Genomic DNA, 12229 nt, shown 5'->3' with positions numbered 1-12229 from the left:
TGAATTGCACCTCCCTATCTTTTAAAGAATATTAATCAACTTGTTCAACCTTAATTAAATGAGCAATCTTGAATAGAGCTCCACGAGTTGCTTCATTATCAGGTTTAATAACACTACTATTTACTCGTCCCAATCCAAGGGCCTTAACAATCTTACGTTGTTTAGGGAGACGGTGAGCAGCACTATGAACTAAAGTAATCTTTAATTGAGCCATCTTCTAACCCCTCCTTATTATTCGGTTAAGTGATCTGATGAGACACCACGTAATGATGAAATTTCTTCAGCATTCTTAAGTTCCTTAAGACCTTCAAAAGTTGCACGAATTACGTTTACTGGTGTATCAGAGCCTAAACGCTTACTAGTAACATCGTTTACACCAGCTAATTCCATAACTGATCGAACGGCACCACCGGCAGCAACTCCGGAACCTTCTTCAGCAGGCTTCAACATAATCTTTCCACCGCCAAAACGACCGATAACTTCGTGAGGGATAGTAGTTCCAACGATTGGAACTTCAATTAAGTTCTTTTGGGCACTATCAACGGCTTTTCTGATCGCTTCAGGAACTTCTTGAGCTTTACCAGTACCAAAGCCAACGTGGCCATTCTTGTCACCAACAACAACTAATGCAGCAAAACGTAGTCGACGACCACCTTTAACAACCTTAGTAATTCGGTTGATAGCAACAACGTTATCTTCTAAGTCCAGTTTGTCTGGATTAATAAACTTTGCCATGTGCGTTATATTCCTCCTTTTTTAAAATTCAAGTCCATTTTCACGTGCTGCATCTGCAAGGGCTTGTACACGTCCGTGATATAAGTATCCACCACGATCAAAAACAACATTCTTAACATTCTTTTCAACTGCACGCTTAGCAACTAAAGCACCAACGCTTGCGGCTTGTTCTGATTTGTTGTCTCCGGAAACTTCCTTGTCAACAGTTGAGGCACTAGCTAGCGTTACACCCTTTACGTCATCAATAACTTGAGCGTAAATGTTTTTATTAGAACGGAAAACGTTCAAACGTGGGCACTCAGCAGTACCAGAAATTTTACTTCTAACACGATTATGACGAACTTTACGTGTTTTATTCTTGTCTGGTTTGGAAATCAAAATAGTCACCTCTTATTTTTTATATTGTTAAATTACTTACCAGTCTTACCTTCCTTGAGGGTAATATGTTCATTTTCATATCTAATTCCTTTACCCTTGTAAGGTTCGGGTGAACGGTATGAACGAACTTCGGCAGCAAAATCACCAACATGTTGCTTGTTGATCCCACTAATGTTAATAGTAGTGTTATCTGGAACAGCTACGGTAAGATCTTCTGGGACTTGAACTTCAACTGGGTTTGAGTAACCAACGTTTAGAGTCAAAGTACTACCCTTTAATTGTGCACGATATCCAACTCCAACTAATTTAAGTGTCTTGTGGAATCCATTTGTAACACCTTCAACCATGTTATTGAAATTAGCACGTGTTGTACCATGTAAGGCACGTTCTTTATTGTCATACTTACCAGTTGGAGTGAAGTTCACTTCGTTACCTTTAACTTGCATTTTAATCTCTGGTGAAATTGTAGCATTTAAAGTACCCTTTGGTCCCTTAACAGTTACGTTAGTACCTCTATGATTTACTTCAACACCGTCTGGAAGATCAACAGTTTTATAACCAATTCTACTCATATTAACACCTCCAATTCTTTTTTAATTTTTACCAAACGTATGCTAATACTTCGCCACCGACTTTTTTGTCTCTAGCTTCTTTATCAGTAATAACACCATCTGAAGTTGAAATGATAGCAATTCCTAAACCGTTTAAAACTTTAGGAACATCATCTGATTTAACATATGAACGTAATCCTGGCTTTGAAATTCGCTTCAAACCAGTGATTACACGTTGATTATCTTTTCCATACTTAAGGTATACACGGATAACACCTTGTTTATCGTCATCGATGTATTCCACATCGCGTACAAAGCCTTCACGCTTCAAAATTTCGGCAATGTTTCTTTTGATTTTTGATGCAGGAACGTCAACTGAATCGTGTCTAGCCATATTGGCATTACGAATTCGAGTTAAAAAGTCTGCAATTGGATCTGTCATGGACATAAACGTGAAACCTCCTTTTCAGTTTTATTATTTTACCAACTAGCTTTTTTCATGCCAGGAATTTGACCCTTATGGGCAAGTTGTCTTAAACAAATTCGGCATAAGTGAAACTTTTGGTAAACCGCACGAGGTCGACCACAACGTTCACAACGAGTGTAATTCTGTGTTGAGAACTTAGCTGGACGTTCACTTTTTTTAATTAATGATTTTTTAGCCAATATTAAACCTCCTATTTAGCGAATGGCATTCCGAATTGAGCTAACAATTCATGTGATTCTTCATCCGTATTAGCGGTTGTTACAAGTACGATATCTAAACCTCTAACACGGTTAACATCATCGTAATTAATTTCTGGGAAAATTAGTTGTTCTTTGATACCCAATGTGTAATTTCCACGACCATCAAATGATTTGTTGCTTACACCGTGGAAATCTCGAACACGTGGCAATGAAACATTAACTAACTTATCCAAGAAGTCATACATTCTTTCTCCTCTTAATGTAACTTTGGCACCAATTGGCATTCCTTCTCTAAGACGGAAACCGGCAATTGATTTTTTGGCCTTAGTTACGATAGGCTTTTGTCCAGAAATTAAACTTAATTCATGAACCGCCTCATCAAGGTTTTTAGAATTTGTTACAGCATCACCAACACCCATGTTTAAAACGATCTTGTCAAGTTTTGGGGCTTCCATAACTGATGAGTAATCAAATTTCTTAACGAGCGTTGGGAGAATATCTTCTTTGTATCTTTCTTCTAAGCGAGCTGCCATGCGATTAATTTCCTCCTTTCAATTCCAATCCTAATCGATTGGTTTTTGTGATTTTTTTGAAATACGAACTTTTTTACCATCTTTAACCACGAAGCTTACTTTTGTAGGCTCATTGGTAGATGGGTCGATTAACATTACATTTGAAGCATCAATTGGAGCATCAACGTCAGCAATTCCACCTTGGGGATTGTCTTGTGAAGCTTTTTGATGTTTCTTGATCTTGTTGATTCCTTCAACAACTACACGGTTCTTAGCAGCAATGGTTTTAACGACTTTGCCGTCTTTACCCTTGTCTTTACCACTAATAACACGAACTTTGTCACCAGTTTTCAAGAACATAATCCTGGCACCTCCTTGTTTTCCAATAGTATTAAAGTACTTCAGGCGCTAATGAAACGATCTTCATAAAATTATTACTACGTAATTCACGAGCTACCGGACCGAAAATACGGGTACCTTTAGGACTCTTATCATCGTTAATCAAAACAGCGGCATTTTCGTCGAAACGAATATATGAACCGTCAGTTCTATGTGCAGCAGACTTAGTTCTAACTACAACGGCTTTAACGACGTCTCCCTTTTTGACAACGCCACCTGGTGTTGCTTGTTTAACAGTAGCAACAATCACATCACCGATACCTGCATATCTAACTCTTGAACCACCTAAAACTTTGATAGTCAAAAGTTCACGTGCACCAGAGTTATCAGCAACCTTTAAACGACTCTCTTGTTGGATCATGGTTAGTGTCCTCCCTTCAACTTAAAATCAGAATACGATAGATAAAAAAGCTAGATAATAACTGCCTTTTCAACAACGTCTACTAGACGGAAGCGCTTAGTCTTAGACAATGGACGAGTTTCCATGATGTCAACAATATCGTTAACTTTTGCTTCGTTATTTTCATCTTGAACTTTATATTTCTTAGAATATTTAATACGTTTCCCGTAAGTTGGATGAGTCTTGTAAGTTTCAACGACAACAGTAATGGTTTTGTCCATCTTATCTGAAACCACACGACCTCTGTAACTTTTACGTTCGTTACGTTCTTCGCTCATAAAGTATTAACCTTCCTTTCTATCGTATTCTATTTCTTCAGTTCTTGTTGTCTAAGTGCTGTCTTGATTCTAGCGATTGTCTTTCTGACAGTCTTCAATCTAGCAGTATTTTCCAATTGACCAGTGGCTAATTGAAAACGAAGATTAAACAATTCTTTCTTGTAATCTTGTTCCTTAGCCCGCATTTCATCAGTGGTTAATTCATTAATTTCTTTAGCCTTCATTTGATTCGCCACCTACTTCCTCACGTTTAATAACTCGGGTTCTAACAGGTAACTTCATTGAAGCTAAACGTAAAGCTTCTTCAGCAGTTTCTTTGGAAACACCACCAACTTCGAAAAGAACCTTTCCGCGCTTGACAGTTGAAACCCAACCAGCTGGGGTACCTTTACCTTTACCCATTCGAACACCGATACCTTTTTCAGTATATGATTTTTGAGGGAAAATTTTGATCCAAACTTTTCCACCACGTTTCATATAACGAGTCATGGCAACACGGCAAGCTTCGATTTGTCGGTTACTGATCCAATGTGAATCAAGTGCTTGCAAACCATAATCACCAAAAGTAACAGTGTTTCCACCCTTTGAGTGACCACGCAACTTACCTCTGTGCTGTCTTCTGAACTTAACACGTTTAGGTACTAGCATGCTTATTTCCCTCCTTTTTCAGTTTTTTCCTCCGGTTTATCGGGCAAAACTTCACCACGGTTGATCCAAGTCTTAACACCGATTTTACCGTAAGTAGTATCTGCTTCATTCCATGAATAGTCAATATCAGCTCTAAGTGTATGAAGTGGAACACTTCCGTCTGAATATCTTTCAATTCGTGTCATATCAGCACCATTTAAACGACCTGAAGATTGAACTTTAACACCCTTAGCTCCAGAACGCATAACTCTTTGCATTGCCTGACGCATTGCACGACGGAATGCTACCCGACCTTCAAGCTGACTTGCAACGTTTTCACCAACAAGATCAGCTTCTAAATCAGGTTTTTTAACTTCAACAATATTGACATGAACCCGACGTCCCGTCAATTTGTTTAATTCTTTACGAAGACTTTCAACTTCTGCTCCACCTTTACCGATAACCATTCCTGGCTTGGCAGTATGGATAGAAACATTAACACGTTTTGCAGCACGCTCAATGTCAACACTTGATACAGAAGCATCAGCGAGTCTCTTTGCTAGATAGTTACGAATTTTTAAATCTTCGTTTAAGTATGAAGCGAATTTATCGTCGTTAGCATACCATTTAGCTTGCCAACCACGGTTAACGCCAATTCGTAAACCATTTGGATTAATTTTTTGACCCACGTTTATCCCTCCTACTTTTCTGACACTACAATTGTAATGTGACTAGTTCTTTTGTTGATTGGTGAAGCAGAACCTTTAGCACGGGGACGGAAACGTTTTAAAGTTGGTCCTTCGTTAACATATGCTTCACTAACAACTAGATCTTGACGATCTAAATCAAAATTATTTTCTGCATTTGCTACAGCTGACATCAAAACCTTTTCTACAACTGGTGAAGCACCTCTAGGGGTGAATTTCAAAATTGCAGTAGCTTCTGATACGCTTTTACCTCTAATAAGATCTACAACAAGGCGAACCTTACGAGCGGCGATACGAACAGTCTTTGCAGTAGCTTTTGCTGATGTAACTTGTTGTTCAGCCATTGGTTATCCTCCTTGCTTAAACTGTTTTTTTATCTGCGTCGCCATTTCCATGTCCATGGAAAGTACGCGTAGGTACGAATTCTCCGAGCTTGTGGCCCACCATGTCTTCTTGAATATAAACTGGGACATGTTTTCTACCATTGTAAACAGCAATGGTGTATCCAATAAAACTTGGGAAAATGGTTGAACGACGTGACCATGTTTTAATTACCGATTTTTTATCTTGATCTTTTTGTGCATCGATCTTTTTTAATAATGATTGATCGGCAAAAGGTCCCTTTTTTAAACTTCGACTCATTATGAAACCTCCTCTGCGATTACTCAATAAATAAATAATTCAGACTACATCTTTGAACCTTTACGGTGTCTAACAATAAACTTGTTTGAACGTGCTTTCTTTGATCTAGTCTTCTTACCAGTTGTCTTCTTATGCCATGGAGACAATGGACTTGGGTAACCAACTGGAGCCTTACCTTCACCACCACCATGTGGGTGATCGTTAGGGTTCATAACAGATCCACGTACGTGAGGTCTTTGACCACGGTAACGAGTTCTACCAGCTTTACCCCATACAACTAATCCATGTTCATCATTACCAACACTACCAATAGTAGCTCGGCAAATTGAAAGTACCATTCTAACTTCACCAGATGGTAATTTAACTAATGCATACTTGCCTTCGTTACCAAGTAACTGTGCTGAAGCTCCAGCAGAACGAACAAGTTGTCCACCTTTGCCAGGTTTCAATTCAATGTTAAAGATGGTTGAACCGACAGGAATATCAGCTAATTGAAGGGTGTTACCAGCCTTAATATCAGCATCCTTACCAGATTCAACAACGTCTCCGACTTTTAATCCTTTAGGTGCAATGATGTATGATTTAATTCCGTCTTCATAAACGATTAAAGCAATATTTGCAGTTCTATTTGGATCATATTCGATGGTTTTAACGGTTGCAGGAACACCATCATGATCACGTTTGAAATCGATAAGACGGTATCGATGCTTGTTTCCGCCACCACGATGTCTAACAGTCATCTTACCTTGACTATTACGACCACCGCTGTGAGCATTTGACTCAACTAAACTTTTTTCTGGCACGTTAGTAGTAATTTCACTATAGTCAATACTAGTCATATTACGACGGCCATTAGTAGTTGGTTTGTACTTTTTTAGAGCCACGTTATTTCCCTCCTATTCAAAGATTATTCTTCTGAGAAAATCTTGATTTCATCAGAATCGTTGGACAAAGTAACAATAGCCTTACGACGTTTCTTAGTACGTCCAACATATTGACCTTGTCGCTTTTTCTTACCTTTTACATTCATAATATTAACTTTAACAACTTTAACGTTAAAAATCTCTTCAACAGCATTTTTAACTTGAGTCTTAGTTGCTCGTACATCAACATCAAAAGTATATTTTTTGTCGTCCATTACATCGGTTGAAGCTTCAGTAACTACCGGACGTAAAATGATATCTCGTGCTTCCATTATGCGAGCACCTCCTCTACTTGAGAAAGAGCAGCCTTTGTAATAACAACCTTGTTGTTGTTTAATACATCAAGTGTGTTAACACCTTTAGCATTAATAACTTGCACATTTTCGATGTTTCTTGCAGAACGTGCAGCATTTTCATTGTTATCTTCCAAAACTACTAATGTTTTAGTTGATGCGTCAATTTTCTTCAAAAGATCTGATAAATCTTTAGTTTTTGGAGCCTTGTAGTCTAATGAATCTACTACTACTAAATCACCATTAGCAACTTTTTCAGAAAGAACTGACTTAACAGCTAATCTAGTAACCTTCTTTGGAAGGTGATATGCATATGAACGAGTAGTTGGTCCGAAAACAACTCCACCGCCAACCCATTGTGGGGCACGGATAGAACCTTGACGAGCACGACCAGTACCCTTTTGACGCCATGGTTTCTTACCACCACCACGTACTTTACCTCTAGATTTAACACCATTAGTACCTTGGCGTTGTGATGCTCTTTGCATTACGACAGTGTCATAAACAACGTTTTCATTTGGTTCAACGGCAAAAACAGCATCGTTTAAATCAACTGTTCCTTGTTTACTACCATCTTGTTTGTATAATGTTACGCTTGCCATCTACGGTTCCTCCTTTCTTATTTTCTTGATTCAATAACAGATGTTTTAACTGTTACTAATGATTTGTTTGCACCAGGAACGTTACCCTTGATTAATAGTACGTTGTTATCAACGTCAGCATTAACGATTTCAAGGTCTTGAATGGTAACGCGATTGTTACCCATTCGTCCTGGTAATTTCATTCCTTTAACAACTCGGTTAATAATGACACCTAATGAACCGGGACGACGGTGATATCTTGATCCGTGGGTTTCAGGTCCACGACGTTGTCCATTTTTGTGGATGTTACCTTGGTAACCATGACCTTTAGTAGTACCCGTTACGTCAACGACGTCACCTGGTTGAAATACGTCAGCTTTAACTTCGTCTCCAACTTTGTAATCTCCCAAGTCAACATCTCTGATTTCACGAATGAAGCGCTTAGGAGTAGTTTTTGCTTTTTTAACATGACCTTGTTCAGGTTTGTTGCTTAATACTGGACGTTTGTCATCGAATCCAAGTTGAATTGCATCGTAACCATCTGATTTGCTGTTCTTAACCTGTAAGACAACATTAGGAGTTACATCAACAACAGTAACTGGAACGAGTTCTCCGTTATCAGTAAAAACTTGAGTCATTCCGACTTTTTTACCTAAGATTCCTTTTTTAGCCATGAGTACACCTCCGATATTCTGTAATTATTATAGTTTGATCTCGATGTCAACACCACTTGGCAAGTCTAACTTCATTAATGAATCAACAGTTTTAGGTGTTGGATTCAAAATATCAATCAAACGCTTGTGAGTTAACATTTCAAATTGTTCTTGAGCTTTACTGTACTTAAATGGTGATGCCAATACGGTATATAGAGTTCTGTCCGTTGGTAATGGAATTGGACCAGAAATAGTAGCACCAGTACGTTGTGCGGTTGCCACAATCTTGTCAGCAGCTTGATCTAAAATACGGTGTTCATAAGCTTTCAAACGAATACGAATCTTCTCTTTTGCCATGTTTTTTCCCTCCTTCGTCTATTTTCAAAATAAGACTAGCTCCGTGGAAATTACCGGCACATCCTCGCATGGCAAAGCGGCCGGGTGTGTCGCAACCTCCCACATCAAAGCTAAATGTTGTACTAATTTTGGACAGTCTATCCCCCCAAAACCGAGTACTTAACTATCATACCCGATATTCTCTTATTTTTCAAGGCTTCTCATCACATTAAGTATAAAAAAAGTTCCAGAAACTTTTTCAATTTCTAGAACTTTTACAAAAAATTACTTTTCTTCTTTACTATTTCCACCATTTTTCTTAATGATGTCTTCTTGGATGCTCTTAGGAACAGCACTGTAATGATCAAAACTCATAACAAATGTTCCACGTCCCTGAGAAGCAGAACGTAAATCGGTAGCATAACCAAACATTTCTGATAGTGGAACCATTGCATGAATGTTTTGTGCCTTGTCTTGAGCTTCCATACCTTCAACGTTTCCACGTCGTGCGGTAACTTGTCCCATGACGTCACCCATGTATTCTTCTGGAACACGAATATCAACTTTCATGATTGGTTCAAGAATAACTGGATCAGCCTTCTTAGCAGCTTCCCTCAAAGCAATGGAAGCAGCGATCTTAAAGGCAGCTTCACTTGAATCGACTTCATGATAACTACCATCATATAATTTAGCTTTCAAATCAATCAATGGATATCCGGCTAATACACCATTTTCCATGGCTTCTTTTAGACCTTGTTCAACTGAAGGAATGAATTCTCTTGGAACAACTCCACCAACGATGGCGTCTTCAAATTCGAATCCTTTTCCTTCGTCATTTGGTGTAAATTCAATCCAAACATCACCATATTGACCTTTACCACCAGACTGACGAATAAACTTACCTTCGGCCTTAACTGGTTTAGTAAATGCTTCACGGTAGGCAACTTGGGGAGCACCAATGTTAGCTTCAACATTAAATTCACGTCTCATCCGTTCAATCAAAATGTTTAACTGAAGTTCACCCATTCCGGCAATCAAAGTTTGGCCAGTTTCTGGATTAGTTTCAGCTCTAAAAGTTGGATCTTCTTCAGATAACTTTTGCAAAGCATCATTCATCTTATCCTGATCAGCCTTAGTCTTAGGTTCAACGGCAACTTGGATAACTGGTTCTGGGAATTCCATTGATTCAAGACGTAATGGATGGTCTGGATCGGTTAAAGAATCACCAGTAGTGGTATTCTTCAAACCAATTGCAGCTGCAATATCACCTGAGAATACTTCTGGGATTTCTTGACGATTATTGGAGTGCATTTGTAGTAAACGACCAACACGTTCACGTTTGCCATTCGTAGCATTCAAAACGTATGAACCAGCCTTTAAGGTACCACGATAGACACGGATATAAGTTAAACGACCAACGTATGGATCGGTAGCAATCTTAAATGCTAATGAAGCAAATGGTTCCTTATCGTTAGCACGGATGTCAACTTGTTTGTCGTCATCATCTGGGTCAGTAGCAGTGTAAGGACGAACATCAAGTGGTGATGGTAAGTAGTCAACCACTCCATCCATCAACATCTGAACACCCTTGTTCTTGAAAGCTGAACCAGCAAAGACTGGGTAGAAATCAAGATTCAAAGTGGCACGACGAATTCCAGCTTTAAGATCTTCTTGTGAAATTTCTTTACCATCAAGGAACTTCTCCATTACGGCGTCATCAACGTCTGCAACGGCTTCAATCAAAGCATCATGACGCTTTTGAGCTTCCTCTTGCATGTCAGCTGGAATCTCATCAACATCCCATTCTGAACCTTCTTTATCTTCATCATAAACATAGGCTTGCATGGTAATTAAATCAATTACACCAGCAAAGTCAGCTTCAGCACCAATTGGCATCTGAACGGCCTGGGCGTTAGCACCTAAACGGTCATGCAAACTTTTAACTGACATATCAAAGTCAGCACCAACTTTATCCATCTTATTAATGAAGACAATTCGTGGAACAGCAAAGTCTGATGACTGACGCCATACGGTTTCAGTCTGTGGTTCAACACCGGCTTGACCATCCAAAACAACAATACCACCATCTAGCACACGTAATGAACGTTCAACTTCGGCAGTAAAATCAACGTGTCCTGGGGTATCAATGATGTTAACACGGTAACCCTTCCATTCAGCAGTGGTAGCAGCTGAAGTAATAGTAATTCCACGTTCTTTTTCTTCTTCCATCCAGTCCATTTGTGAATCCCCTTCATGGGTTTCACCAATTTTGTGGATACGACCGGTATAGTACAAGATACGTTCAGTAGTAGTAGTTTTACCGGCATCAATATGGGCAACAATACCAATATTACGAGTTTTGTCTAACGGAAATTCTCGCTTGTTAGCCATTATTTAACTCCTCTCAATCATTCACAATTTCATTATTTTAAAAAAGTGGCTAAATCGCTTTAGCCACCCACTTACAGTTAAAAACTAAAAGCTGATTACCAACGATAATGCGCAAAGGCACGGTTAGCTTCGGCCATTTTGTGAGTATCCTCACGCTTCTTAACTGCTGCACCGGTGTTATTTGAAGCATCGATGATTTCTTTTGCAAGACGTTCAGTCATGGTGTGTTCACCACGAAGTCTTGCATAGTTAACAATCCAACGTAAGCCTAAAGTAGTTCTTCGATCAGGACGAACTTCAATTGGAACTTGGTAGTTAGATCCACCAACACGACGGGCCTTAACTTCAAGAACTGGCATAACATTCTTCATTGCTTCTTCAAACACATCAACCGGATCGTTACCAGTCTGTTCTTTGATCATGTCAAATGCACCATATAAAATTTCTGATGCAGTCCCTCTTTTACCATCTAACATCAAATGGTTAATTAATTTAGAAACCAACTTTGAGTTGTAGATTGGATCAGGAAGGATTTCTCTCTTTTGCACTTTTCCTTTTCTAGGCATGTAAAAGTCCTCCTCAATAATAACTTAATTAATTGTCTATTCCTTAGGTTTTTTAGTACCGTATTTAGAACGACCTTGACGACGATCACTAACACCCGCAGTATCTAATGCACCACGAACAACATGATATCTAACACCAGGTAAATCCTTAACACGTCCACCACGAATTAAAACAACACTATGCTCTTGCAAATTGTGTCCAATTCCGGGAATGTATGCGGTAACTTCAATCAAGTTAGAAAGTCTAACACGAGCATACTTACGTAAAGCTGAGTTAGGCTTTTTAGGAGTCATAGTACCAACACGAGTTGCAACTCCACGTTTCTGAGGTGCAGGGTTCTGTGTGTTTTTCTTTTTGTAACTGTTATATCCGAAGCCTAAAGCTGGGGATTTTGATTTAGAAGTTCTAGATTTACGACCTTTACGAACCAATTGGTTAATTGTAGGCATCTAAAAAGTCCTCCCTTTCCTAATATAATATAATTTTTAAGTCCACACATCCAGGCGGTTCTTTTTTGAAGTTAAAAAAATCGCTTAGTTGTTTATAAGCACAATAAGTAGAATACCACG

At 38.9% G+C, this 12229-nt stretch carries 23 protein-coding genes; all 23 read right to left on the bottom strand.

All coding sequences use genetic code 11. The annotated features are described in order from the left end of the window. Positions 1-31 precede the first annotated feature (31 nt). Positions 32-214: a 50S ribosomal protein L30 gene (gene rpmD / locus AC6UDC_RS02635; RefSeq protein WP_500693555.1), complete on the bottom strand. Its 183-nt coding sequence runs from the start codon at positions 212-214 to the stop codon at positions 32-34. Positions 215-231: 17 nt separating this feature from the next. Then, positions 232-735: a 30S ribosomal protein S5 gene (gene rpsE, locus AC6UDC_RS02630; protein WP_500693554.1), complete on the bottom strand. Its 504-nt coding sequence runs from the start codon at positions 733-735 to the stop codon at positions 232-234. A 21-nt stretch (positions 736-756) separates the two neighbouring features. Then, positions 757-1113: a 50S ribosomal protein L18 gene (gene rplR, locus AC6UDC_RS02625; protein ID WP_500693553.1), complete on the bottom strand. Its 357-nt coding sequence runs from the start codon at positions 1111-1113 to the stop codon at positions 757-759. Between the two features lie 32 nt (positions 1114-1145). Then, the gene (gene rplF / locus AC6UDC_RS02620; RefSeq protein ID WP_500693552.1) at positions 1146-1685 is read right to left on the bottom strand and encodes a 50S ribosomal protein L6; all 540 of its coding nucleotides are present in this window, start codon (positions 1683-1685) and stop codon (positions 1146-1148) included. Positions 1686-1713: 28 nt separating this feature from the next. Then, on the bottom strand, positions 1714-2112 hold the full coding sequence (gene rpsH / locus AC6UDC_RS02615; protein WP_010022729.1) for a 30S ribosomal protein S8: 399 nt from the start codon (positions 2110-2112) through the stop codon (positions 1714-1716). A 32-nt stretch (positions 2113-2144) separates the two neighbouring features. Continuing rightward, positions 2145-2330 (bottom strand): type Z 30S ribosomal protein S14, encoded by a 186-nt coding sequence (locus tag AC6UDC_RS02610; RefSeq protein WP_010022727.1) that lies wholly within the window; start codon positions 2328-2330, stop codon positions 2145-2147. An 11-nt stretch (positions 2331-2341) separates the two neighbouring features. Continuing rightward, the gene (rplE, locus tag AC6UDC_RS02605) at positions 2342-2884 is read right to left on the bottom strand and encodes a 50S ribosomal protein L5 (RefSeq protein WP_500693551.1); all 543 of its coding nucleotides are present in this window, start codon (positions 2882-2884) and stop codon (positions 2342-2344) included. Between the two features lie 30 nt (positions 2885-2914). Then, positions 2915-3223, bottom strand: coding sequence for a 50S ribosomal protein L24 (gene rplX, locus AC6UDC_RS02600; protein WP_500693550.1), 309 nt, complete (start codon positions 3221-3223; stop codon positions 2915-2917). Positions 3224-3254: 31 nt separating this feature from the next. Then, the gene (rplN, locus tag AC6UDC_RS02595; protein WP_039144780.1) at positions 3255-3623 is read right to left on the bottom strand and encodes a 50S ribosomal protein L14; all 369 of its coding nucleotides are present in this window, start codon (positions 3621-3623) and stop codon (positions 3255-3257) included. A 50-nt stretch (positions 3624-3673) separates the two neighbouring features. Further along, the gene (rpsQ, locus tag AC6UDC_RS02590; protein ID WP_039144781.1) at positions 3674-3940 is read right to left on the bottom strand and encodes a 30S ribosomal protein S17; all 267 of its coding nucleotides are present in this window, start codon (positions 3938-3940) and stop codon (positions 3674-3676) included. Between the two features lie 29 nt (positions 3941-3969). Next, entirely contained in the window at positions 3970-4164 is a 195-nt protein-coding gene (gene rpmC, locus AC6UDC_RS02585; protein ID WP_010022719.1) for a 50S ribosomal protein L29, read from the bottom strand. Further along, positions 4154-4588: a 50S ribosomal protein L16 gene (rplP, locus tag AC6UDC_RS02580; RefSeq protein ID WP_500693549.1), complete on the bottom strand. Its 435-nt coding sequence runs from the start codon at positions 4586-4588 to the stop codon at positions 4154-4156. Before rplP ends, rpmC begins: the two co-directional genes overlap by 11 nt. A 2-nt stretch (positions 4589-4590) precedes the next feature. Next, positions 4591-5256 (bottom strand): 30S ribosomal protein S3, encoded by a 666-nt coding sequence (rpsC, locus tag AC6UDC_RS02575; protein WP_500693548.1) that lies wholly within the window; start codon positions 5254-5256, stop codon positions 4591-4593. 11 nt (positions 5257-5267) lie between these two features. Beyond that, positions 5268-5618: a 50S ribosomal protein L22 gene (gene rplV / locus AC6UDC_RS02570; protein WP_010022715.1), complete on the bottom strand. Its 351-nt coding sequence runs from the start codon at positions 5616-5618 to the stop codon at positions 5268-5270. Between the two features lie 16 nt (positions 5619-5634). Beyond that, complete coding sequence (rpsS, locus tag AC6UDC_RS02565; RefSeq protein ID WP_010022714.1) at positions 5635-5916, bottom strand: 30S ribosomal protein S19; 282 nt, start codon at positions 5914-5916, stop codon at positions 5635-5637. Positions 5917-5960: 44 nt separating this feature from the next. Continuing rightward, complete coding sequence (rplB, locus tag AC6UDC_RS02560; protein WP_500721147.1) at positions 5961-6800, bottom strand: 50S ribosomal protein L2; 840 nt, start codon at positions 6798-6800, stop codon at positions 5961-5963. 23 nt (positions 6801-6823) lie between these two features. Next, positions 6824-7111, bottom strand: coding sequence for a 50S ribosomal protein L23 (gene rplW / locus AC6UDC_RS02555; RefSeq protein WP_500693546.1), 288 nt, complete (start codon positions 7109-7111; stop codon positions 6824-6826). After that, complete coding sequence (rplD, locus tag AC6UDC_RS02550) at positions 7111-7734, bottom strand: 50S ribosomal protein L4 (RefSeq protein WP_500721145.1); 624 nt, start codon at positions 7732-7734, stop codon at positions 7111-7113. Before rplD ends, rplW begins: the two co-directional genes overlap by 1 nt. A gap of 17 nt (positions 7735-7751) precedes the next feature. Then, positions 7752-8387 (bottom strand): 50S ribosomal protein L3, encoded by a 636-nt coding sequence (gene rplC, locus AC6UDC_RS02545; protein WP_500693544.1) that lies wholly within the window; start codon positions 8385-8387, stop codon positions 7752-7754. Positions 8388-8414: 27 nt separating this feature from the next. After that, positions 8415-8723 (bottom strand): 30S ribosomal protein S10, encoded by a 309-nt coding sequence (gene rpsJ / locus AC6UDC_RS02540; RefSeq protein WP_500693543.1) that lies wholly within the window; start codon positions 8721-8723, stop codon positions 8415-8417. A gap of 264 nt (positions 8724-8987) precedes the next feature. Beyond that, positions 8988-11093 carry an elongation factor G gene (fusA, locus tag AC6UDC_RS02535; RefSeq protein ID WP_500693542.1) on the bottom strand — a complete coding sequence of 702 codons (2106 nt, stop codon included), beginning with the start codon at positions 11091-11093 and terminating at the stop codon, positions 8988-8990. Between the two features lie 95 nt (positions 11094-11188). Then, a complete protein-coding gene (rpsG, locus tag AC6UDC_RS02530; RefSeq protein WP_500693541.1) occupies positions 11189-11659 on the bottom strand; it encodes a 30S ribosomal protein S7 in 471 nt (156 codons plus the stop codon). A gap of 36 nt (positions 11660-11695) precedes the next feature. Continuing rightward, entirely contained in the window at positions 11696-12109 is a 414-nt protein-coding gene (gene rpsL / locus AC6UDC_RS02525; protein ID WP_010022704.1) for a 30S ribosomal protein S12, read from the bottom strand. Between the last annotated feature and the right edge of the window lie 120 nt (positions 12110-12229).

It is taken from the genome of Fructilactobacillus sp. X7R7C1 (genome assembly GCF_059901065.1).
This window is presented reverse-complemented; position numbering and strand designations above follow the sequence as displayed.

Excerpts from the sequence above, each read along its gene's own strand:
- fusA (WP_500693542.1), bottom strand. The coding sequence starts at position 11,093 with ATGGCTAACAAGCGAGAATTTCCGTTAGACAAAACTCGTAATATTGGT.
- rplP (WP_500693549.1), bottom strand. The coding sequence starts at position 4,588 with ATGCTAGTACCTAAACGTGTTAAGTTCAGAAGACAGCACAGAGGTAAG.
- rpsE (WP_500693554.1), bottom strand. The coding sequence starts at position 735 with ATGGCAAAGTTTATTAATCCAGACAAACTGGACTTAGAAGATAACGTT.
- rplC (WP_500693544.1), bottom strand. The coding sequence starts at position 8,387 with ATGGCTAAAAAAGGAATCTTAGGTAAAAAAGTCGGAATGACTCAAGTT.
- rplE (WP_500693551.1), bottom strand. The coding sequence starts at position 2,884 with ATGGCAGCTCGCTTAGAAGAAAGATACAAAGAAGATATTCTCCCAACG.
- rplV (WP_010022715.1), bottom strand. The coding sequence starts at position 5,618 with ATGGCTGAACAACAAGTTACATCAGCAAAAGCTACTGCAAAGACTGTT.
- rpsG (WP_500693541.1), bottom strand. The coding sequence starts at position 11,659 with ATGCCTAGAAAAGGAAAAGTGCAAAAGAGAGAAATCCTTCCTGATCCA.
- rpsH (WP_010022729.1), bottom strand. The coding sequence starts at position 2,112 with ATGTCCATGACAGATCCAATTGCAGACTTTTTAACTCGAATTCGTAAT.
- rpsQ (WP_039144781.1), bottom strand. The coding sequence starts at position 3,940 with ATGAGCGAAGAACGTAACGAACGTAAAAGTTACAGAGGTCGTGTGGTT.
- rpmC (WP_010022719.1), bottom strand. The coding sequence starts at position 4,164 with ATGAAGGCTAAAGAAATTAATGAATTAACCACTGATGAAATGCGGGCT.
- rplF (WP_500693552.1), bottom strand. The coding sequence starts at position 1,685 with ATGAGTAGAATTGGTTATAAAACTGTTGATCTTCCAGACGGTGTTGAA.
- rplN (WP_039144780.1), bottom strand. The coding sequence starts at position 3,623 with ATGATCCAACAAGAGAGTCGTTTAAAGGTTGCTGATAACTCTGGTGCA.
- rpsS (WP_010022714.1), bottom strand. The coding sequence starts at position 5,916 with ATGAGTCGAAGTTTAAAAAAGGGACCTTTTGCCGATCAATCATTATTA.
- rpsJ (WP_500693543.1), bottom strand. The coding sequence starts at position 8,723 with ATGGCAAAAGAGAAGATTCGTATTCGTTTGAAAGCTTATGAACACCGT.
- rplX (WP_500693550.1), bottom strand. The coding sequence starts at position 3,223 with ATGTTCTTGAAAACTGGTGACAAAGTTCGTGTTATTAGTGGTAAAGAC.
- rpsL (WP_010022704.1), bottom strand. The coding sequence starts at position 12,109 with ATGCCTACAATTAACCAATTGGTTCGTAAAGGTCGTAAATCTAGAACT.
- rplD (WP_500721145.1), bottom strand. The coding sequence starts at position 7,734 with ATGGCAAGCGTAACATTATACAAACAAGATGGTAGTAAACAAGGAACA.
- rpmD (WP_500693555.1), bottom strand. The coding sequence starts at position 214 with ATGGCTCAATTAAAGATTACTTTAGTTCATAGTGCTGCTCACCGTCTC.
- rplW (WP_500693546.1), bottom strand. The coding sequence starts at position 7,111 with ATGGAAGCACGAGATATCATTTTACGTCCGGTAGTTACTGAAGCTTCA.